Origin of the sequence: Mesorhizobium sp. NPDC059054 (genome assembly GCF_042739215.1) — a bacterium.
Classification (GTDB): Bacteria; Pseudomonadota; Alphaproteobacteria; order Rhizobiales; family Rhizobiaceae; genus Mesorhizobium.
In genome coordinates this window covers 1576655-1598602 of sequence record NZ_JBHYHV010000001.1, presented here as the reverse complement: position 1 = coordinate 1598602, position 21948 = coordinate 1576655, and the positions used below count along the sequence as shown (strand labels likewise).

Sequence of the window (21948 nt, the reverse complement as noted above, 5' to 3'; positions counted from 1 at the left end):
ACGAAATCCTGAAATTCAGGAAGCGTATGACAAGCTAATTCGACTCGATGGACCGTAAATGGAATAGATTTACTCGGCAGGGCCTGGAAAGCGTATGGGCGTGCCGGGAGTGAACACACGGAAAGATCATCGCCCGCCGGCGCCTAGCGTCAGGACCTCAAGCGGTGTCGTGATGACAATGTCGGCTGCTGAGGTCATAGATTGACTGAGGCCACGGGCGAAACGATTGACCCTGCTTGTCACATCCGAGCTTTTCCCCAACGCGCGGGCATCCTCTTCATTCAAACCTTTTCCCAACAATTTGATGACGTCCGGGTTGTCGGCAAAAGTCGTGTGATCCAGTTCATCACCTGACTCGACCTTGGAAAGATCCACGACGATCGCGCCGTAATTAACGATGTCCTTGGCATCGAGATAGTCTCCGAGCCTGGGCTTATCACCGGCGATCCAGCTCGAAATATCCAGGGCCTGATCCTTTCTGGAGATCAGTACGATGAAGGGATGTTTCGGCTTGCCGTAGCGTTCCATCTGGCTTTTGAAGACATCGATATCGAGGTCCGGGGATGCGAGCACCACATCGCCAAGCTTCCCGCTGAGATCTTTGTCCTTGGTGATGGCAAGCTGACGTAGTGCTTCCATGGTCACCCAGTTGCCAAGCGAATGGGCAACGATATCGATGCGCTTGGCGCCGGATTTGGCGACGAGCCTCAGCGTTTCTTCCAAGGCGTCGCGAGCGACCGTGGCGCTGTTGGTATCGTAGACGTAATCAACGGTCTTGCCAGCCGAAGCCCAGGTGAACAGCACCGGCGCGCCCTTGTAGCCGGAATCCTGAACTATCTGGGTGATGCGGTAGACGGCGTCGTCGAAATGCGTGTTGTAGCCGTGGATAAAGACAAGAGCGTTGCCGCCATGCGCCTTGATGTCGGTACTGAGCGTGTTCGAAAACGCTTCACCATCACGATAGCCGGAGATCTTCTCGACCGTGAAATATTTGCCGGGGTCTGCAATTGCGCCAGTGGGGCGTTCGATACGGCCAGGCTTGTGATTTGCCGGAACGCTGACGTCGACCATCGCATAGGCGGTCTTTCGCGAGCGCTGGCCGGAAAACACCTCGCGCGGATCCTTGGCCTTGGCGCGTGTCGTGGCAATGTAGATGTGATGGTCGCGAGCGACCGAGGCAGCAGGAGCGGCGACTTCCTTTGCAGGCAGCAGATCGTGCTGCTGTCCGGCGCAGCCGGCGACAACCGCCAGGCTGGCGAGTATCAGGGCACGCAAATATCCGGAAGCGCCTGAAAGCCGCACCACGATTGTCCCTCTCCCTGTCGCAGAAACCAGCCTGTTCGATCCAGCCTTAGCGGCTCAGATGGTCGGCGACTAGAAGCAACTGCACGACAGGCTCTCGCCTTCCCAACCATGTCGCGGGCGAACACCGCTGCCATTCGCCAAATTCAGGTGTTGCTCCGGCTGGCGTTCACTACCGCCCTGGTCCGTTGCGGTTGGTGAGCGTGCCGGTGGCGAAAGCAAGGGTTGCGGCAGCAACGAGAGAGTCCGAATAGGCGGTCGCCTTCGAGAATCTGGCTTGCAGCAAGGCTGTCTGTGCGATCGAAACATCGGTGATCGTGCCCAAGCCCTGCTTGTAGTAGTCGAGCGCGGCATTGTAGGCGGTCTGCGCCGCGTTCGTCAGTTCGCTTGCTGCCGCATGACCGGCAAGGGATGTGCGCAACGTGTCATAAGAAACGACGATCTCGCGCGCTGCCGTATTCTGCAGCTGCGCCATCTCCTGTTCGGATGCCGCGGCCTGCGCAATTGCCCCTTGCAGGCGTGCATCCCGCAGGCCACCGTCGAAGATCGGCATGGTGATGCCCACGACGAGATTGGCATTGGGCTGATTGACCCGCAGCTTCGTGCGCAGGTCGAAACGCGAATCTTCTGTCGAGAGTTCACCGATGTTTCGGTTGACGTTACCCGCGATCGCTACCTTGGGCATGAATTCGGCACGTGCGGCGGCGATGCCGCTGCGGTCGGCCTGCAGTTTGGCGAAGGCCGCCTGAACGTCGGGACGACGCTGCAAGGAACCGGCAATCAGCCTGTCGAGGTCGGTTGGCACCGCCTTGGGCAGGATGCGGCTGGAGATATCCTGGATCTTGATCTCGGTCGTCGGCGTGATGCCGATGGCTTCCAGCAATCCCATATAGGAGCTACGCTCGTGCCCCTTGGACTGAGTAAGATTGAAGCGCGCCTGCGCCACCTGCTGTTTGGCGGTTGCCACTTCCATGGTCGTGGCAAGCCCGCGTCCAAGCCGCGCTTCGGCAGCCTCCAGGACCACTCCGGAATTGGCCAGCGTGCCTTGGGCAATCTTCAGCTGCACGCGGGCGGCGGTGAGAATGAAAAACGCGTTCGACACATCGAAGATGAGCTTCTGATGGGTGCCATTGAAGGTGACATTGGCAGCATAAGAAAGATGGTTGGCTCCCTCCCGCGTCGCTTCGCGCTGGCCAAAATCGAACAGCAGCCACTTCACTGTCAGGGAGGGAACGACTTGCGTGCCGGTGGTGGTGAGCGTGCCGGCGGGGATCGGAATGGGAAGATCCAGGCCGGGCGCGGTCACCGAGGTCTGTGCGAGGCCAGCAACGACATCCGCCGTGATGACGGGAAGGTAGGTTGCTTCCGTCGCACCGACAGCAATAGCCGCCTGTCGTGCGCGCTGCCAGGCTGCACGCGTGACCGGATTGGCCATCTGCGCCATATCGATCAGTTCCGGCAGCGAATAGGCATGCTTGGGATCGATCGTCGGTTTGTTGAGTGTGATCGGGATCGCGGGGTTTGAGGTCAGCCCGAAATCCGGCTTGCCATCGACCGCTTTCGGCGCCGTGGCCACATTGCCAGGAGCCTTGGAGGAAGGCTTATCGGCGGCGGGTGGCGCAAGATCCTGCAGGGCAGACGCCGTGCAGCCAGTCAGCAGAAAGGCAGCGCCGACCAGGGCACAACACAGCGTGCGGAGCCGGCGGCTCCTGCCGCCAGCGGGCCGGTCAGTCGAACATGCCGCGCGCAATCGCAGGCTCATGCCGGCCTTCCCTTTGCTTCCGCCCGTTCCACGGCCTGCGCGATCTCTTCATACAGCGCAAGCCGCGTGGCGAGTTCGGCGCGAAGTTTTCGGGGAAAACCAGCTTGATTGCTGCGTTCGGCTCGCGAAAGCCTGGCTTGGATGCGACGCAGTGCTGTTCGTACCGAGCCTGCTGCATCGTTCCAACGGCCGGCCCTCAGATCTGTTGTGCGAGCGCTCAGCCATTCGGCCACTGTATTCTCGTAGTCCTGCGTTGCAGCTTTTACCGGTTTCGGCATGCGATGATGCGGATCCGTGGCGTCACCATGCTCGCGCAGCAGAATGATCGGCACCGCCATCGCCTCGATTTCGTCGGCAATCTGTTCCGCAGTATCCGCCTGGATTTCACCGCGCCGCACGCGTTTCGCCTCGAAGCGCAGCATTTCGGCCTGTCGCATGGCCTTGGACAGCCCACCGGCGAGATCGGCGTAGGCGCTCACACGTTCGCCCTGTCTGGTCATCAAGTCGGCGAGCGCCGATATGCCAGACGCCAAGTGCTTGCGCACGCCGGCGCCGACGCTAACTGGCCAGATCGTAGAGAATACCAGCCAGACGACGACGTTGCCGAAGATGATGCCGATGATGCGGTCACGCGCTGCATCGGTGTCCAGGCTCGGGCCGAACCCGTGCAAGACGACCAGGAAGAAGCAGAGCGCGATCTGCCAGCCCATGTAAGAGATGCGCTCCGACCCCACGGAGACCCAGGCGGCGATGAAACTCGCTGCACCGACCAGCAATGCCAGGTGGCCGATATCGGTCATGTGAGGCACCAGCCAGACGGTCGAGGTAAATGCCATCGCGCCACCGATCAGGCAACCGATGATGCGCAGCGTCAGCTTGTGCATGGTCTCGCCGGTGGAACCCAGCGCCACCATGAAGCAGGTGATCATGGCGGTGTGGATTTCGAACCAGTTGAGTGCGGTGTAGGTGATGTAGGTGATCATCACCGCAAGCAGCGTCTTTAGCGCGAACTGCGTGTAGACCGGGTTGGTGAAGGCGTCGGAAGCGAAAAAACCTTCCTGCTCTCCGGCAGGCAAGGGCCGGGGCTCGTGCGCTTTGGACTGAATTCGCGCAATCCGGTCTATAAGCCGAGCAATATCAGGATCTAAGCCATTAGGAATCTTGGCTTCGGTCGTCGCACGCAGGCGTCGGGCGCGGATATCGGAAGCTTGTTCCCTGAGCGCTACTGCCGCGACGGCACAACCCTGGCCGAAGCCTTCACCGCCAACAGAGCGTGCGAGCGCAAGCGTCAGCAACGCAAAGCTTGCCTCGGCCAATTCGCCAGAGCGCATCGCCTCTTTTTGGTTCATCAGCGATAGGATGCGCGAGAAGACACGGTATTTGCCGACTTCGCCATTGCCAGCCGCGAGCAACTGGCCGGCGCGGCGTTGCCCCCGCTGATCGCCACCGTCGATTAGTTCGGTGGCGCTTTCGAGCCGTTCCGCAACCTCGTTGCGCAGCAGCCTGGCAGGGCTTCGACCTGCTACGACATTCAGCGCGATGAGGTAGATCATCGGGAAGAATACGACGACCCACATCCAGGCGAGCGCCCGTACCAGGAGTTCAGCGATCGGCACGATGTCGTAGAGCGTCATCACAAAAGCGAACACCATCGCCACCGTGCCGAGCGGCGGGCCGGCTTTCGAGGCCTGTGCCAGATACATGCCTGCGAACGTGAAGAAGGCGACCAGACCGAGCCGCAGCATCGGGCTGTCGGCGACCACCATCAGGCACAGAATGCCAAGCCCTATACCGAAGGTCGCACCGATCAGTACGCCCGCGGCTGTGATGATGCCGGTGCCGGCGTCGGCGCGCGAGGCGAAAAAGACGAGGTAGCAGGAGAGGGCGGCTTCCGGCACTTGCAATGCCATCGCGGTCACCGTCACCAGCACACAGACCAGGGCGATGCGGAGCGAGAGATCGAGCCGACCCGGATAGGGCTGCAGCTCATCCCACAGCAGCGAAAGTGTCGAGGTCCTACTCGGCGGCTGATACAGCATCGGCGCCACCACCGTTTGCCGGAACCGGCCCGACGATCACCACAGCGGAGGCACCGACGCGCATCAGCTCTTCCGGCGGGTTCTCCAACCTCACATAGACGGGAAATCGCTTTGCGACACGGACCCAGTTCAGCGAGGAGGAGACGATCGGGATGCCGAGAATGGTGGCGGATTCATCCGAGCGCACGCCCCAGCCCACACCGGAGATCGTCCCTTTGATGCGCCGTGTGGAATCCGCCATGACGAACACATCGGCGCTGTTGCCGATCCTGATGGCGCCGAGGTCCGTTTCGCGGAAGAAGGCGACCGTCTCCCACTCGGCTGTGTTGATCAGCGTGAACAGCGTTTCAGCCGGTATCGCCACCTTGCCGACCGACAGTTCCATGCCGACGATCTTGCCGTCGAAAGGCGCACGCACGGTGGTGTTGTCAAGGTCGCGTTGGGCAAGGTCGACCGTTGCGCGCGCCACATCAGCCTGAGCCTTGCGTGTCTCCAGCGTGCCGATGATCTTGTTGGCACCCTGCGCCTGCTGCAGGGCCTGCTGCAGGCTGACTTGCGCGTCGTTGGCGGCGGTGCGTGCCATGTCGACTTCCTGCGCGGTGACGAAACGCTTGGGCAGGAGCGGTTCCAGCCGCTTCAACGTCTGCTTCGTCATCTCGGCGTTGATGCGCGCGCGTTCGATCTGCTTGTCGGCGATGCCGGCATTGTCACGCTCGGTGGCAAGATTGCGGCCGCCTTGAGCCACTTCTGACTCTGCTGCCCGCAACTCGGCCTTGGCCTGCTCGAGGCGCAGGCGATACGGCTCAGGGTCGAGTTGGAAAAGGATGTCGCCTTTCTTCACCGAAGCATTGTTGGCAACGCTGACAGAGATGACCTTACCGGGGATGGACGCGGCGACCGGTACCGTCGGCGCATCGATCTCGGCGACATCGGTGCGTGGGCTGCGGTCGGCTTCCCACCAGGCGAAATAGACCGCCACAGCCGCGCCGACGATGATGACGAGCGCAAGAATCCACGCAACACCGCGGCGGACATGGTCGAGCGCACTCAACCCGGCACCCCGCCGAACAGCACGAACCACGCACCGATGCCGCAGAGCAGCGTGAGGGAGATGTAGACAAGCAATGGTGCAGGCAGATGCTCGTCGATACCCGCTGCAACCAGGATGAGGCGTATCAAGATGGTGGCGACGATGCCGATCACAGCCGCGATGATCCAGGCCGGAAAATAGGAACCGAAGATCGGAATGGCGGGAGCCGCGGGGGAACATGCCGACAGGACGAGAAATCCGCCAAGCTGAATTCCACGCTTCAGCGCTCGAGGAATCCTGCCAAGCTTCCCGCTTCTGTCATGCATATGCAGTGCCGGCTCCCCCAAAAGCATCGATTTCTTACCGTTAGTGCAGGAAACTGTTCCAACCAAGTCTCGGGGCACGGACGGTGAATGAATCCACCGGATATTAGGCGGCCAAGGCCGCCCGTTTCTCATTTCCCTGATGGCAATCTCGACAGACTATGTAGCCGAGCGGGGTCGACGCGCCCTGTTTGCCTTTATTCTTTCAGCGCCCAGGCGTGGTAATTGCCGTCGACCACCTCGGTGCCTTCAACTTCCTTCTCGAAACCAGGGAAAGTCTTGCCCCATTGCTGCAGTGAGCGGATGTAGGACAGCCATGGCCCATTGGCGGGCCCGAAACTTTCGCCCGGCATGATGATCGGAATGCCCGGCGGGTAGGGGATGACGCCAACGCCGGAGACGCGGTTCGCAAGCTTTTCGACCGGCAGCAGCTCTGCTTCGCCGGCCATGAGCTTGTTGGAGGCGCGGCGCGGCAGCATCGCCGGCTTGGGCAACGTGCCGAAGGCCTGGGCTTGCCAGTGATCCATGCGGTTGGTCTTCATGTGCTCGAACATCAAGTCGGAAAGGTCCTTCAACCCCATGCCGCTGTATTTTTCCGGTGCTGCGGCGACCAGATCCGGCAGGCAATGTTCGAGCGGGCGATTGGCGTCATAGTCGCGCTTGAAGTCGAGCAGCACGCCCATCAGCGTGCCCCACTTGCCCTTGGTGATGCCGATTGAGAACAGGCACAGCACCATAAAGTCGGTGGTGCGTGAAGGAATAATGCCGAACCGATAGAGATAGGACGACAGGATCGCCGCCGGGATACCCTTGTCCTCCATGTTGCCGTCATCGCCCATGCCCGGGCAGACGATGCCAACCTTGATCGGGTCAAGCATGCACCAGTTGTCGGGAAGACCGTCGAAGCCGTGCCATTTGTCACTTGGGTGGAAGACCCAGCAATCCGGATCGGTGGCGAGCTGCTTTGGATCGGCGTCGGCGAAGGCGACTTTCTTGCCAGTTTTGGCGTCTTTCACCTTGGGCGCATTCCAGGGCCAGAAAAACCATTCCTTCTTGTCCGCATATTCGCGGTGCGCGCGGGCCAGTGTCTGGCGGAAGGTGATGGCCTCCTCGATGACCTCATCGGTGAGCGCCTTGCCGCTCGGTCCGTCCATCATCGCTGCGCCGATCTCGTTGGACGCGATGATCGCGTAGAGCGGCGAGGTTGTCGTCTGCGCCATGTAGCTTTCGTTGAAGCGGCTATGTTCGATCGGATTGCGGCCGTTGCGGACGTGGATGTAGGAGGATTGCGACAGCGCAGCGAGCAGCTTGTGCGTCGACTGCGTCGCAAAGACGGTTGGGCCGTCTGCCTTGTGCGCCTTGGCATCCCCGCGCATGGCAAACCGATCCTTGTACATCGGATTGAAACGGGCGTAGCCGTACCAGGCTTCATCGAGATGGATACGATCGACACTCTTGGCGAGAAGCTCCTCGACCTGGGAGGAATCGTAGCAGAGCCCGTCATAGGTGGAGTTGGTGACCACGGCGTAGACCGGCTCTTTCTTCGTCGCGTGTTCTTTCAATGGATGCTTGGTGAGCTTGGCTTTGATCTCCTTCGGATCGAACTGTTCCGGCGGAATTGGTCCAATGATGCCGTAGCGATTGCGGGTCGGCACGAAGAAGGCCGGAATGCCACCCGACAGGATCAAACCCTGTTCGATCGACTTGTGGCAATTGCGATCGCAGAGTGCGAACTGGCCATCGCCGACCACGGCGCCGAAGATGGTGCGGTTGGCACCGGAGGTGCCGGTGAGCACAGAATAGGAGCGGTGCGAGCCAAAAACGCGCGACGCATAGGCTTCTGCCTCGCCGATCGGGCCGGTGTGGTCGAGCAGCGAACCCAGACCACCGCGCTCGATGCCAGTGTCGGTGCGGAACAGGCTTTCACCGAAGAAATCGAAGAAGATGCGGCCCGCCGGGTGTTTGGTGAAGGCGACGCCACCCTGGTGGCCGGGCGCGGCCCAGGAATATTCGGCGACATTCATGTAGTCGAGCAACGCCTTGTTGAACGGCGGCAGAAGATCGCGCTGATAACGCTGGATCGCCGCCGCGATGCGGCTGGCGATGAAGGGCGTGGTATCGGACAGGAGCCAGACATATTCGTCCGAATATTGCATCACTTCGACGGTGAGGTCGTCGCGGCTGGCATGATCGGCCATCAGCACGATCGGCACGTCGGCATTGCGGTTGCGGATTGTCTTCAGCAAATCGAGCCCGTCGGCGCGGGACAGGCCCTCCTTCCGCTCGCGTGTCCAGTCGATCAGGATGGCATCGAGCGAAGCATCGGAGACGATTACCGATTTGCCGTCATGATAGTTGACGGCCTCCACGACCTCTATGTCGCGCGATGTCAGTTCGTCCGCCAATGCGCGCACGGCGCGCCCGCCGATGCTGGTTGGCTGCGCCAGCTTGTCGTCAACGATGAGGACTTTTGTCTTCTGCAGCTTGATCGTGCGTTCGAGCATCACGCTCCTCCGTGTCGGGTCGTGGGGGACTTGGCGTAATCGTTTCGGCGGATGGCCGCGTAGAAGGGCACGCTGAGGAACAGGAAGATCATCGCGCTGCGCACTGTATCGGCATCGGAGCCTGCAACCGCACCCAGGCAATAGGCGGTGGCAATCACCGCAACACCGATAGCGAATGCCGCCTTCTTGCGGTTCGCGTCGAGGCCGAAGGCTTTCAGATAAGTCACTGATGTATAAAGGTAGGGCAGCAGGGTCAGCACCACCGCCATGTTGATCACTTCTTCGAATTGCTGATTGAGTGAAGCGGAAGCGGTTGCGACGATGATCGCCGACATCAATATGCCGGAAATGATGAAATTCCAGATCGGCACGCCGGACCCTGATATCAGGCCGAACTCGCGTGGAAACATGCCGTCATCGGCTGCTGCTTGCGCCGATTGCGAGATGGTCAGCGTCCAGCCGATCAGCGATGCGCCAGCTTTCAGGATGGCGCAGAGCGCGATGGCCAGCGCGCCGAATGTACCGACGACATGACTGGCGGCGAGCGAGAACGGCGCTTCGGAGTTCTTGAGCTGGTCGACCGGGACCATACCCATCAATACGACGCAGGTGCTGATGTAGAGGAAGGTGGCAAGCGCCAGGCCGAGCATTGTGGCAAGCGGAACGTTGCGTCGAGGGTTCTCGATGACCGCAGCAGCCACGGAAGCACTTTCGATGCCCATGAAGGCCCATAGCGCGATGGCTGCGCTCGACATGGTAGCGTTCAGCGTCGAGAGATTGCCGGGATTCCAGCTTGCCCTGAAGATGGTGGGATCGAACCATGCCCAACCGACAATGGAAATGATGATCAGAACGACCGTGGCGATGCCGGCCGACCAACTGGTGATAAAGCCGACGAAACGCGGACCGACGAGGTTGATGACGACCGAGAGCCAGATCAGCGCGACGCCGCAGATCGTTGCGAGCAGCGGAATCTTGAGCGCTGGGAAGAACTGGGTGAGGTAGCCGACGACGGTGGTGGCGACGGCGACGTTGCCGACCAGATTGGCGCTCCAGTAGACGTAGTTGGTCTGGAAGCCAGGGTAGCGGCCGAATGTCTCTCGCGCATAGGCATAAGGTCCGCCGGCTTGCGGGTCGACGGTGCCGAGTTGAGCAAACATGATGGCAAGTGCGGCCGCGCCGATCGTGCCGGCAATCCAGCCATAGATCGATATCGAGCCGATGGTTGCCATCGTCGCGGGTAAAAGGAAGATGCCAGTGCCGACCATGTTCACGGTCACCAGCATGGTGGCCATGAACAGGCCCATCTTTTTCTCGGCTACCATCACACGGCTCTAGTTGGCGGCCGGAGCAGTCGTTGCCGGTGCGGTCGGCACCTCGGCTCCGGGTGTAGTGGGGGCCGGTGCAGGTGCTGGCCCTGTGTCCGGCTGCGGTCGCAGCACGCGCAGATGTTTATTGCCTGGCTGCGGAAGCAAGGCGTTATCGGTCGGCTCGCTTGGCGGCAGGTGCCCGCGATGAAAGCGGACGACCTGCTCGAAATCTGCCCGCACTTCCGGGAAGCGCGCGAAGGCGTACACGATCAGCACGGCCAGCAGCACGAGGATGCCGGTGGTGCGCCAGGCCGAATGGTGCTCTGCCATGTTCAGGCCTCGCTCTTGTCCAATGGGAATGCCGCCGGATGGGTGCGATTGTAGTTGAGCGCGTAGAGACCGATACAGGCCAGCGAGACGACCATTGCCCACATCACTTCCTTGGCGTCGGAACCGACGATGGCCCAGAGCGAGTAGGCGAAGGCGACGATCATCATGATGGTGTAAAGCGCCTTCGACGAACCGAGGTGGCCATGGCCGACCAGCAGGAGTGCTGCGCAGGTGTAGATGTAGGGCACCAGCACGAACAGCACCGTGATCGATGACACCACGCCGAACTGCTGGCTGGCGCTCGGTGAGATGGTGGTGAGCTGGAAGATGGTCATCAGCACGCCGACGACGAGCAGGCCGGCCACAGGTACGCCATGCGCATTCACCTTCCCGAAGATCTTCGGGAAGAGGTTGTCTTCGGCAGCTGCCTTTGCGGTCTGGCCGGTGACGAGCACCCAGCCGCCGAGCGAACCCAGGCAGCCGAGCGCGGCGCATAGGGCGACGATGCCGCCGCCGAGATCGCCAATGGCGAGCCGAACGGCATCGCCGTAAGGCGAGGCGGATTTCTGCAGCACGTCGTTGGGGATAATGCCCATGATGGCGGTGCTGGAAAGCACGTAGCAGACAGCGGCGATCAGCACGCCGCCGACGGTGGCGATCGGCACGTTACGCTTTGGATTGGCGACCACCCCGGCAGCCGCGGCTGCGGTCTCGACGCCCATGAAGGACCACAATGTCACATTGAGCGTGCTCTGGATGGCGCCGATGGTGGACAGACCACTGACATTCCAGGCCGCGAGATAAGTCTCGCTCCGGAACCAGAACCAGCCGAAGATGGCCACACCGACGATCGGAACCAGTGCGAAAACGGTGGTGATCGACTGCACCCGTGTTACCAGGCTGGGACCAAGGATGTTGAGGAAAACGAACAGCCACAGGATGGCGATGCTGACGCCGGTGGCGACCAGAGGCTGCTTCAGGATAGGCAGAAAATAACTGAGATAGCCGACGCCGACGACGACCATCGCGATGTTGCCGATCCAGCCGACGATCCAGTAGAGCAGGTTGGTCTGGAAGCCGAGGGCCGGGCCGAAGGCGCGGCGAGCGTAGGCGTAGGAACCTCCAGGGCTGTCGTCGATCGATGACATCTTGGCATAGACCAGGGCCAGCGCGATGGCGCCGGCGATGGTGACCGCCCACCCGAAGATGGCGATGCCGCCGGTTGCCGCGAGATTGGCCGGCAGCATGAAGACGCCTGAACCCATGATACAACCGGCAACCATCATGGTTGCCGCAACGACGCCTACCTTGCCGGTTTCTGATTGTGCCGTATCCGTCGCCATAAGCTTTGTCCCTCGAAATCGTGCTGCCTGGGTTGCGACATTTTTATTAAAGTAAATAAACAGATATTGGTAATTTCCCCGACGCTAATTCTTTAAGATCGGATTCGTCAACAGATAAACAGGGTTGATCTTGTTTTATCAACCGCCAGCCAGACCGGTATCTTGCGGAATACTGTCAATGCCAATGAGGCGCGGCTAATCACGCCGCGCCTTAAAAGGTGAGTTTCTAGAGACCTCGAGCCCGACGTGTCCTGGAGCAGGCCCAATCCAAAGCCAGCATGAGCGCCAGCGAAACCCCGACCAGCGGGAAGATGAGGCCGCCGGCGATCAGGATGGCCAACAAGCCGCGAAATACGTGTTTGTCGGCGGGCACGGGAGGAACGCCGAACGAACCCGAGGGTCGCCGTTTCCACCACATGATGCCGGCCGATAGGGCAAGCATGACGATCGCGATACAGGCTGCGAGAAGTATCAGCTGGTTCGCGATACCGAACTGCTGGCCCATATGGACGCTGATGCCCCATTCGATCGCTTTGGCAAATGGACCGTACTCGGCGTAGCTGACATCGATCAACGGCTTGCCGGAATACTGGTCGAGATGGATGACTCGCTGGTCCGCAAGATCGTTAGGGAAGACGGAACCGGTGTAAACGCCAGATGGATCGGCTGGAAGATTGACTGCGTAGCCCTTGTGGAGGCCGAGCTTCTCAAAGGTAACTACGGCTTCATCCAGCCCGACCGGTTTCGCCTGGCCATCCTGCGCGGATGATTGCGGCACCTTGGCTTGTTCCAGAGACCAGGACATCTGGGCGATGTGATTGGCATGTTCGTCCGACATCGGAACTCCGGTCCAGACGCCCGTGGGATAACCGTAATTGTTGCCGTTGACCCAATCGTTGACCTTGGCGCCCCACACCCCAGACCACGGCATTCCTGTGATCGCCAGGAACACGATGAAGAAGCCGACGAAGATGCCGGTCACCGCATGAGTGTCCCTCCAGAATACGCGTCGGCTCGGCGTGCCTCTTACGCTGACCACGCCGCCCGTCTGACGACGCGGCCACCAGAGATAAATTCCGGTACCGACCAGCAGGATCGACCAGCCGCCGGCGATCTCGATGAGCATGCGTGTAAACGAGCCGAAATATTTGAGGCTGTGCAGGTAGCGGATGGTCCACATCACCGTGCCTCGGTCGGGCAGGGCACCGAGCACCTTGCCGGTGTAGGGATCGACATAGACCGCGAGTTTGCCCTGCTCAGCAGCGTCGACTGTGATTTCGGCGGAACTGTCGAAAGATGCCGGATCGGTGAATTTGACAGCTGTTCCGGGATATGCAGCCACGGCAGCGGTGATCATTGCAGAAGGCAACGCCTTTGCCGTGCCTTGCTGGACCTCGACGCGCTTGAGGTCGGAATGAATGATCGCGTCGATCTCGTCCTTGAAAAGGTAGAGCGCGCCCGTGACTGCGAGCGTGATCATGAAAGGCAGGACAAGAAGCCCTGCATAAAAATGCCAGCGCCAGACGGCGCGATAGAGGTCGGACGCGGAGCGCGCAACGATGCCTGCGGGCTCCCGCCCGAGGGTGAGTTCGGACATGGGTTTCTCCTGACGTGAAAAGCTGCACGGCGAGCGAAGTCGCCGCGCTGGAACGGAGATGGTCAGGAAAAAGATGGAGGTGCGCGAGGCCCGGGAACAAAGCCGCGCAGTGACGGCGTGAATGGGCTGGCGGCAAGTTGTAGGCGGACCGGCTCTGTCCGAACGGCGATCAGATAGACATGGTCCTGGCCGCCCAGAACAGCCGGGGCCGCGAGCCCGGTGACGCTGCACAGCGCCGCGCAAGGGCAGGTGTTGCCCTTGCCGGCTGGCCCGCTCGGATCCGATGAGGAATCTGCACCGTCTGTCGTACAGATGACGTGCAGTGGATCTGCGGCCGAGGCCGCCATCGCACCTTGCGTCATGCCCGCAACAAAAGCCTGCAGCAGGAACAGATAGACAAGCATCACTGCGACGGCAGTGGCCGTCAGCCTGTCCCTCAAAATGTCCCGCGTGGCTCCCATGGGCTTCAGATGCCAGACTCTTGCCGTGAAGTCACTGCGGCAGATGACGCGCGGGGGAGGAGAGTGACTGAGTCCCCTGACCGCCCAGCGAGACTGCACGGCATCTTGGCGAAGAGGACCTGACATCGCCTTGTCAGGGATGACGAATTTCACGGTTTTGGAGCAAGGCCGTCAAGCAGGAAGTCGAGACCTTTGCGGAAGACGCCGTCCCAATCGTTGTCCAACGGCAGGCGCGAGCGCTCGATTGTCGGGTAGCGTTCACTCAGATGCAGGCGCTGCTGCGCGGCGGCCTGATCGTCATTCGAGAGGTCGAAGCTCGCCCTGGTGACGGTGGCGCCCATCACATGGTTCCAAAGCGACCATATCGCGACATTCAGATTTGCGTCGGCAACACCCGCCCCGGACAAGGTCTTGCCCAAGAGTTCCAGGCGATAAAGGATGTTCGGGCCAAGCGCTCGGCTCGGCAACAGCGACGCCGACCAGGGATGGCGAAGCATCTGGGCGCGCCAGTCTTCGAGAATATGAATGACTTCCGTACGCCAGTCCTGGGTTCCGGCCGCTTGCGGCTGTCCGCGATATTCAAGCACCATGTCCAGCGCCAGATCAAAGACATCCTCTTTGGTGTCGACGTGCCAATACAGGCTCATCACGCCTGAGCCGAGGCGATCGGCCAGCCGACGCATCGTCAATCCATCGACGCCATGGACATCCAGCAATTCCACCGCCGTTGCCGCAATGCGTTCCAGCGAGAGTGGCGTTTCGCTGCGCGGCTGAGGCACGGATTCTGCCCGTTGAGACCGTGTGCTTCGGGTGCCGCTGCGTTTGGCTGCCATTCATCTTCCTCGCTGGTAGGCATTCCGACCTTGGCAGGCGACGTCAGGAATGTCGATGTCGAGCGCTTGAATCGTACATTGTACCATAGGATGACATCGTATGATGTACGATTCAATCGCATCGGCGACAGGTCTGGAATTCAGTCACACCGACTGCGACCGTCCGTCGCTCGTCGTCCGCGGAGCCGAAATCATGTCACGCACAATCAAGCATCTGTTTATCGAAGGGCTAATCATCATGACCATGGCAGTTTCCACGGCGGCGAATGCGAGGGATCACAAACTGACCATCGTCAATCCAAAGAACCTCTACGACCCGTCGCCGAATGGCTACAGCACGGCGGTGATCACGCCTCCTGGAGCGCGGGTGGCTTACATCTCCGGGCAGGGCGGCCAGGATAGCACCGGAGCCCTGTCGCCCGATTTCGCCGCCCAGGTTAAGCAGGCCTACGCAAATCTGCGGGCCGCCCTCGATGGGATCGGCGCCAGGCCGGATCAGGTCGCCAAACTCACTGTCTTCGTGGTCGACCACGACATGTCCAAGCTTGGGGTGTTGACCGAGAACGTCAAGGAAATGTTCGGCGAGACACTGCCGGCGCAGACCTTGGTTCCCGTTCCCAAGCTTGCAATCGACCCTATGCTGTTCGAGGTCGAAGCCGTGGTCATTCTGGAGTAGTGGCTGCCAGAGCTACGAGAATGCGCGGCCGGTTGCAGGACATGCATGTCCCTATTGAGATGAAAAGCGCTCCGCGAGCCGGCAGCGAGGTTTCGGGGACCGGCCTGCGGACAGCTGGCTGCTTCAAGGCAGCGTATAGGCGATGACGTAATCGCCCGGCTTGGTGCCGACCGAGCCGTGCCCGCCGGCGACCATCACCACATATTGCTTGCCGCTCGCGGTGGCGTAGGTCATCGGCGTGGCCTGGCCGCCGGCGGGTAGCCTTGCTTTCCAGAGCTCCTTGCCACTCGTCACGTCATAGGCGCGCAGATAATTGTCGACAGCAGCGCCCAGAAACGCCACGCCGCCTCGCGTCAGCATCGGACCACCGATGCCGGGCACTCCAAGTTTGAAGGGCAGGGGCAGCGGCGTCATGTCGGTGACGGTACCGTTCTTGTGCTTGTAGACGATCTTGCCGGACTTCAGGTCGACGCCGGCGACATAACCCCACGGCGGCGCCTGGCAGGGAATGCCGAGCGGGCCGAGGAACGGGCCCATATAGACGCCATAAGGCGCGCCCTCGTTGCGGTTCAGCCCCTGCTCGCTGCCCTTCTCGTTGCTGCCCTTCGGCGGAATGTCGGCACGAGGCACCAGGCGCGAGGTGAAGGCCAGATAGGTCGGCATGCCGAACATGATCTGCCGTTCCGGATCGACCGCCACACTGCCCCAGTTGAAGACGCCGAAATTGCCGGGATAGACGATGGTGCCCTGCAGCGAGGGCGGCGTGTAGCGGCCCTCATATTTCAGGCGGTGGAAGTCGATGCGGCACATCAGCTGGTCGAACAGCGAGACACCCCACATGTCCTTCTCCTGCAGCGGCGGCGGCGAGAAGGTGAGATCCGAGATCGGCTGCGTCGGTGCAGTGAAGTCCTCTGGAATTGCGCCGCCCGGCGCCGGCTCTTCGTGCACCGGGATGATCGGTTCGCCCGTGCGCCGGTCGAGCACGTAGATGTCGCCCTGCTTGGTCGGCCCGACCAGCGCGGGCACGATGGCGCCGTCTGCCTTGGTCAGATCGAACAGCACCGGCTGGGCGGGAACGTCCATGTCCCAGAGGTCGTGATGTACGGTCTGGCGGACCCAGCGCAGTTTGCCGGTGAGAATATCCAGCGCCACGATCGATGACGAGAAACGCTCGACATTGTCACTGCGCCCCATGCCGAGCTGATCCGGCACCTGATTGCCGAGCGGGATATAGACCAGCCCGAGACGATCATCGACGCTGAACACCGACCAGCTGTTAGGCGAGTTGGTCGTATAGGTCTTGCCTTCCGCGATCGGGGCAGTGTCGTCGGGATTGCCCGAATCCCAGTTCCAGAGCAGTGCGCCGGTGCGGATGTCGAAGGCGCGGATGACGCCCGACTGTTCCTGCGTCGAATAGTTGTCGTTGACCGCCCCGCCGATGATCAGCTTGTCGTCGACGGCGACGGGCGGCGAGGTCGAATAATAGTAGCCTGCCGGGTTGTATTTCATGCCGGCTTCCAGATGCAGCACGCCCTTGTCGGCGAAACTCTCACAGACCTTGCCGGAGGCCGCGTCGAGCGCAATCAGCCGGGCATCGGAGGTCGGCAGATAGACGCGTGCAGCACATGGCTGGTCCGCCGCTACCCGCGTGTCCGCCCAATAGGTGACACCGCGGCAGGTCTGGTGCTGACGGTCGGGATTGAGGCCCGGCTTGGCGTCGAATTTCCATTTCTCCTTGCCGCTTTCGGCATCGAGCGCGATTGCGAGATTGTGCGGCGTGCACAGATAGAGCGCATCGCCAACCTTCAGCGGCGTGACCTGATAGGTGGTTTCGCCGATATCGTCAGGCAGCTTCACGTCGCCTGTCTGGTACTGCCACGCCACCTTGAGGTTCGCCACATTGCCCGGGTTGATCTGGTCAAGTGGGGAATAGCGCTGGCCAAACTGCGTGCGCCCATATTGATGCCAGTCGCCTGGCGGGACGAGATTGCCGAGGGAAGCGACGGCAGCCCCCTCCTTCGGAAGTTCGCCCGGCACGTCGTGCGGATCGGTGGTCATTGAATAGGCTGCGACCGCGATGGCCGCCAGCAAGGGGAGGGCCAATGGCCATGGGCTTGGCGCAGGCCCATCCGAAGAGCGAAGCGAGCGGCGCACCCAGGGCGTGAGCAGCCAGAGCCCGATGAGAATGATCAGGCCGCCGCGCGGACCGAGTTGCCACCAGTCGAAGCCGACTTCCCAGATTGCCCAGGCGAGCGCCGCAATGATCAGGAGTGCGTAGACCCAGAGTGCCAGGTGGCTGCGCCTGTAAAGCAGCAGCGCCACCACGAGGAAGATGATGCCGATGGCGAGATAGGCCGGACTGCCGCCAAGAGTGATAAGCCAGATGCCGCCAACCCCGAGCAGGAGGCCGAACAAGCCTAGCAGGAGAGATGTGAACATGATCATGGTGCCGCCCAGACGTTTGGACTGTTGAATGACAGCTCGTAGAAGCCCGCGACCCCAAGTGACCTTAACCCGTTATTGCGATTGATGAAAGGCGTGCGGTACCGGCTGGCCGAACGACGGCGTGTCATACGTTTTCATGATCGGGTAAACGGCCAGAAGTGCTATCACTGCGGCACTTAAGCGGAACCGGTAAGCTGGCGGACTGTTCCCTAAAATATCAAGTGGGGCTCGAGCAGAGATGGCGTCGCAATCGAAGAAGGTCATCTATGCCGCGCTTGCCGGCAATCTCGGCATCGCGATCGCCAAATTCGCCGCTGCGGCCTGGACCGGCAGTTCGGCGATGCTCAGCGAAGGCGTGCACTCGCTCGTCGATACCGGCAACCAGGGCCTGCTTCTCTACGGATTGAAGCGTTCCGCGCACCCGCCGGACCGCGCCCATCCCCTCGGCTACGGACGGGAACTGTATTTCTGGGCGTTCATCGTGGCGCTGCTCATCTTTTCCCTCGGTGCCGGCGTCTCCATCTACGAAGGTATCGTCCACATCCTGTCGCCGCAGAAGATCGAGAACCCGCTGATCACCTATGTGGTGCTCGGTATATCGGTGGTTTTCGAAGGCACGTCGTGGTGGATCGCGTTGCGGGAATTCCGCAAGGACAAAGCACCCGGGGGCTATGTGGATGCCGTCCTGCAAAGCAAGGATCCGACCGTCTTCACCGTGCTGTTCGAAGACAGCGCCGCCCTGGTAGGTCTGCTGATTGCCTTCATCGGCATTTTCACTGCCCAGCTTTTCGACATGCCGCAGTTGGACGGCGTGGCGTCGATTGGTATCGGCCTCGTCCTGGCATTCGTGGCGGGGATCCTCGCCCGCGAAAGCAAGGGGCTGTTGATCGGGGAAGCGGCAGCGCCCGAACTGCAACGCTCGATCCTTGCCGTCGCGGAACGCGATCCGGCTGTCGACCATGCCAATGGGGTTTTGACCGTGCATCTCGCTCCGAAGCAAGTGGTCGCGAATTTGAGTTTGGAGTTTATCGACGCGCTAACCGCTTCGGAGATTGAACTCGCAGTGGAGCGGATCGAAACCCAGGTCAAAGCAAGCCACCCCGAAATCACGGCGCTTTTTGTGAAACCGCAACGGGCCGGAACCTATCTTGAGCGGCGCAAAGCTGTTTCGGCGACCTGACCTGCAAAATCGAAGGCCGGACCAGATCGCAGGAGCAGAACGGCGTCCTGATCGAGGCGATGCATCGGCGGATCGGTCAGGCAGCTTTCGCCATATCGGCATGGCGATGGACGAGTTTCCAAGCGCCCGCCTCACGGCGAAACAGTTCGGTGATCCTGAGCGACATCGGAACCATTTTGCCGTCCATGTCCACCTCGGCGTACTGGAACCCGCACCAGTAGGCGATCTCGCCCTCGGAACCGGACTGGACGATCTCGAGATGGCTGTTGCCATTGACGCCGAAGGCCATGGCTCCTTTGGAAAATGCCGCCTTGATTTCCTCCGGACCCTGGACGGCGTGGCCATCCGGACCAAAGAACGAGGCCGGACCGTGCTCCGTTGTCAAAGCGTTCACCGGCGCTGCATCGCCTTGGCAGTAAGCAAGTGCCGCCTGATCGCGTTCGCGCATGAATGTCATGAAATCCGTCATGGTTTTCGCCTGGTTGCGAGCGCCCTCGGCGCTCTGTTTGAACTGGCTAACCGACGATCCTGGTGATGGTTCCGAGGAATGTGGGGCGAACCCAGTCCCGACTGCCAGCCTTGGTCGGTTACAGATTTTTGGAACCACCGTGGGAGAACCGGATTCTTCTCTGGATGCATTACGACGCGCGTGACCGGAGGGAATGATGCAGTCCAACACGACCGGCCGTATCGAACTTCAATCCGATGCGGAGGCACAAGCCCGCTTGGCGGCCATCGTCGATTCATCCTACGACGCCATCATCAGCAAGGATCTCAACAGCGTCATAACCAGCTGGAATGCCGCCGCAGAACGCATGTTCGGCTACGGGGCAGGCGAGGCTGTGGGACAATCCATCCTGATGCTGATACCGGAGCATATGCGCAACGAAGAACATGAGATCATCGAGCGCATCCGCAGCGGCGAACGCATTGCCAGCTACGAAACCGTTCGGCTGCGCAAGGATGGCACGCCGATCCACGTGTCCCTGACGATATCCCCGATCAAGACGTCGGAGGGCAAGATCATCGGCGCCTCCAAGATCGCCCGCGACATAACCGCGACGCGGGAAAACGAGCGCCGTATCCGGCTGCTGCTGCGCGAGGTCAACCATCGGGTGAAAAACCAGTATGCCGTCATCCTGGCAATGGTGAAGGAGACGAGCCGACGTGCCACGTCTCCGCAAGAGTTCGAGCGTCATGTCAGGGATCGCATATGCGCGCTGTCGCGCTCCCACGATTTGCTCGTGCTCTCGGATTGGTCGGGCGCGAACGTGGCTGAACTGGTGCAGGAGCATCTCAAGCCTTTCGGACATGAGGAGCGGATCAAGGTTTCGGGATCGCTGCTGACATTGAACGCGCGCGCCGTTCAATATCTCGGCATGGCTCTGCACGAGCTGGGCACCAACTCAGCCAAATACGGTGCCCTGGCTTGTTCCAAGGGCTCCATAACGGTGACATGGCAAATAGCACCGGATGCGTCGGGCGTGCCTGTGCTGCAGCTCTGCTGGGAAGAAAATTTTGCCGGTAAGCCGGCGGCTCATCACGAGGCAAATCCGCGTGGATTCGGAAGCATCGTGCTGTTGCGGGCCACGCCGCAAGCGCTGGATGGCAGCGCTGAAATCGATCGGGGCACCGGTTACGTGCGCTGGCTGCTCAAGGCCCCCGTCGAGAGCGTGACGGCTGTGCGAGACAACGAGGAAGAGCCGGCGCTCAGCCATCAGGTGTTCGACCCCGTTAGACGCGCCCGTTCACCATCGCTCCATGATAGCGTGCCCGGGAAGGCCTATTCCGGCACACACCCAGTCCAGGCGCCGGTCGGCACCATAATTGTAAGCGGGACGAAATGAGTTCGGCTCATCGAATGTGCCGCCATGCAAAGCGATTTCGGCCGAGCCGTCATAGTCCAGGGCAAGCGGTGTGCCACATCGCCTGCAGAAGCCGCGTCTGGCCAGCGGCGATGAGCGGCGAAAGCTGGGAGCCTGCCCTTCCCAGCGAAGGGCGGACCTCCCGACCCAGCACAACACGGCGAAAGCGCTGCCAGTCGAACGCCGGCACATCTCGCAGTGACAATAGTGCACGCGCGGGTCCTGGCTTACGCTGTAGCGGATGTTGCCGCAAAGGCAGCCTCCACGACGCAGCATCTCAGACCGCCCCTACCAACAGGGCTTCCATCTGTCTGATCTCGTCCTGCTGCGACTTGACGATGGTGTCGCACAGTTCCTTGATCCCCGGCTTTTCCAGTTGCGCCTCCCGGCACATCAGGATCGCGCCGGAATGGTGCGGGATCATCGAGCGCAGGAACTGAGTATCACCGACAAGGCCCTGCATTCGCATCAGGCCGAAGGCTCCCATGAAAACGACGATGGCGCCAAGGCATATGACGACGTTGGCCCGCTTGCTGGGATACATGCCCGGCATGGTGATGATCATCAGGATGGCCATGGGCGCCAGCATCATCAGCGCCATGTAGAGCATGTTCAGATTGTTGTAGAAATCCGCCCACGCATCGATCATGGCAAACATCACCAGATACATGACGATGGCGCTGAAGATCAGATTTACCGTCAGGTTGAGATAGGGCGTTCTCATGGCGCTCCCTCCAGCGAAATCTCGACTGGTCTTCACATCGTTCAAACGACGCTCATGGGATGAACCGGCGTTCATCCGGATGGTTCCTGAAAAGCCGGCGCCACAGGCACTGTCGCCGGGATTCTGCATGCCTTGGAGATCGAGGCATCCATTCGGCCGCGGAGGCGTTCCCCGTTAGAGCGCGGCGCGTTCGTTCGGATGCACAAAAGGACGCTCGAACATTT

General features: G+C 60.9%; 19 protein-coding genes. 3 read left to right on the top strand and 16 right to left on the bottom strand.

Annotation, left to right across the window (positions count from 1 at the left end; translation table 11 throughout):
- Positions 1 to 126: 126 nt before the first annotated feature.
- The 12 genes from ACFWXH_RS07670 to ACFWXH_RS07615 all read right to left on the bottom strand — a co-directional run bounded on the left by ACFWXH_RS07670 (position 127) and on the right by ACFWXH_RS07615 (position 14834).
- Positions 127 to 1302: an alpha/beta hydrolase gene (locus tag ACFWXH_RS07670; protein WP_379119012.1), complete on the bottom strand. Its 1176-nt coding sequence runs from the start codon at positions 1300 to 1302 to the stop codon at positions 127 to 129.
- 172 nt (positions 1303 to 1474) lie between these two features.
- Positions 1475 to 3064 (bottom strand): TolC family protein, encoded by a 1590-nt coding sequence (locus tag ACFWXH_RS07665; RefSeq protein ID WP_379118842.1) that lies wholly within the window; start codon positions 3062 to 3064, stop codon positions 1475 to 1477.
- Positions 3061 to 5103 carry an FUSC family protein gene (locus ACFWXH_RS07660; protein ID WP_379118840.1) on the bottom strand — a complete coding sequence of 681 codons (2043 nt, stop codon included), beginning with the start codon at positions 5101 to 5103 and terminating at the stop codon, positions 3061 to 3063. The genes ACFWXH_RS07665 and ACFWXH_RS07660 overlap by 4 nt, the downstream gene beginning before the upstream one ends.
- Positions 5081 to 6154, bottom strand: coding sequence for a multidrug transporter subunit MdtN (mdtN, locus tag ACFWXH_RS07655; protein WP_379118838.1), 1074 nt, complete (start codon positions 6152 to 6154; stop codon positions 5081 to 5083). The genes ACFWXH_RS07660 and mdtN overlap by 23 nt, the downstream gene beginning before the upstream one ends.
- Complete coding sequence (locus ACFWXH_RS07650; protein ID WP_379118836.1) at positions 6151 to 6459, bottom strand: YtcA family lipoprotein; 309 nt, start codon at positions 6457 to 6459, stop codon at positions 6151 to 6153. The genes mdtN and ACFWXH_RS07650 overlap by 4 nt, the downstream gene beginning before the upstream one ends.
- Positions 6460 to 6653: 194 nt before the next feature.
- Positions 6654 to 8960, bottom strand: a complete 2307-nt coding sequence (locus tag ACFWXH_RS07645) for an Orn/Lys/Arg decarboxylase N-terminal domain-containing protein (RefSeq protein ID WP_379118834.1) — start codon at positions 8958 to 8960, stop codon at positions 6654 to 6656.
- Positions 8960 to 10285: an amino acid permease gene (locus tag ACFWXH_RS07640; protein ID WP_379118832.1), complete on the bottom strand. Its 1326-nt coding sequence runs from the start codon at positions 10283 to 10285 to the stop codon at positions 8960 to 8962. Before ACFWXH_RS07640 ends, ACFWXH_RS07645 begins: the two co-directional genes overlap by 1 nt.
- A gap of 9 nt (positions 10286 to 10294) precedes the next feature.
- On the bottom strand, positions 10295 to 10600 hold the full coding sequence (locus ACFWXH_RS07635; protein ID WP_379118830.1) for a hypothetical protein: 306 nt from the start codon (positions 10598 to 10600) through the stop codon (positions 10295 to 10297).
- Between the two features lie 2 nt (positions 10601 to 10602).
- Positions 10603 to 11943, bottom strand: a complete 1341-nt coding sequence (gene adiC / locus ACFWXH_RS07630; protein WP_379118828.1) for an arginine/agmatine antiporter — start codon at positions 11941 to 11943, stop codon at positions 10603 to 10605.
- A 226-nt stretch (positions 11944 to 12169) separates the two neighbouring features.
- Positions 12170 to 13540: a PepSY-associated TM helix domain-containing protein gene (locus ACFWXH_RS07625; RefSeq protein WP_379118826.1), complete on the bottom strand. Its 1371-nt coding sequence runs from the start codon at positions 13538 to 13540 to the stop codon at positions 12170 to 12172.
- Between the two features lie 62 nt (positions 13541 to 13602).
- Complete coding sequence (locus ACFWXH_RS07620) at positions 13603 to 14001, bottom strand: DUF2946 family protein (protein ID WP_379118825.1); 399 nt, start codon at positions 13999 to 14001, stop codon at positions 13603 to 13605.
- 149 nt (positions 14002 to 14150) lie between these two features.
- Complete coding sequence (locus ACFWXH_RS07615) at positions 14151 to 14834, bottom strand: TetR/AcrR family transcriptional regulator (protein WP_379118823.1); 684 nt, start codon at positions 14832 to 14834, stop codon at positions 14151 to 14153.
- A gap of 193 nt (positions 14835 to 15027) precedes the next feature.
- Between ACFWXH_RS07615 and ACFWXH_RS07610 the strand changes: the two genes are divergently transcribed.
- Positions 15028 to 15510 (top strand): RidA family protein, encoded by a 483-nt coding sequence (locus ACFWXH_RS07610; protein WP_379118821.1) that lies wholly within the window; start codon positions 15028 to 15030, stop codon positions 15508 to 15510.
- A 123-nt stretch (positions 15511 to 15633) separates the two neighbouring features.
- Here the strand turns inward: ACFWXH_RS07610 and ACFWXH_RS07605 are convergent, their stop codons facing one another.
- On the bottom strand, positions 15634 to 17955 hold the full coding sequence (locus tag ACFWXH_RS07605) for a glucose/quinate/shikimate family membrane-bound PQQ-dependent dehydrogenase (RefSeq protein WP_379118819.1): 2322 nt from the start codon (positions 17953 to 17955) through the stop codon (positions 15634 to 15636).
- A 238-nt stretch (positions 17956 to 18193) separates the two neighbouring features.
- Between ACFWXH_RS07605 and ACFWXH_RS07600 the strand changes: the two genes are divergently transcribed.
- Positions 18194 to 19135, top strand: coding sequence for a cation diffusion facilitator family transporter (locus tag ACFWXH_RS07600; RefSeq protein ID WP_379118817.1), 942 nt, complete (start codon positions 18194 to 18196; stop codon positions 19133 to 19135).
- Positions 19136 to 19211: 76 nt separating this feature from the next.
- On the opposite strand, the gene ACFWXH_RS07595 is transcribed toward ACFWXH_RS07600, so the two are convergent.
- Complete coding sequence (locus ACFWXH_RS07595; protein ID WP_054309883.1) at positions 19212 to 19604, bottom strand: nuclear transport factor 2 family protein; 393 nt, start codon at positions 19602 to 19604, stop codon at positions 19212 to 19214.
- Between the two features lie 196 nt (positions 19605 to 19800).
- Between ACFWXH_RS07595 and ACFWXH_RS07590 the strand changes: the two genes are divergently transcribed.
- Positions 19801 to 20982: a sensor histidine kinase gene (locus tag ACFWXH_RS07590; RefSeq protein ID WP_379118815.1), complete on the top strand. Its 1182-nt coding sequence runs from the start codon at positions 19801 to 19803 to the stop codon at positions 20980 to 20982.
- Here ACFWXH_RS07590 and ACFWXH_RS07585 read toward each other — a convergent pair.
- Together ACFWXH_RS07585 and ACFWXH_RS07580 are read right to left on the bottom strand one after the other, a co-directional pair.
- Entirely contained in the window at positions 20884 to 21192 is a 309-nt protein-coding gene (locus ACFWXH_RS07585; RefSeq protein ID WP_379119010.1) for a GFA family protein, read from the bottom strand. The genes ACFWXH_RS07590 and ACFWXH_RS07585 overlap by 99 nt on opposite strands.
- A gap of 85 nt (positions 21193 to 21277) precedes the next feature.
- Positions 21278 to 21724 (bottom strand): DUF305 domain-containing protein, encoded by a 447-nt coding sequence (locus ACFWXH_RS07580; protein WP_379118813.1) that lies wholly within the window; start codon positions 21722 to 21724, stop codon positions 21278 to 21280.
- Positions 21725 to 21948 lie beyond the last annotated feature (224 nt).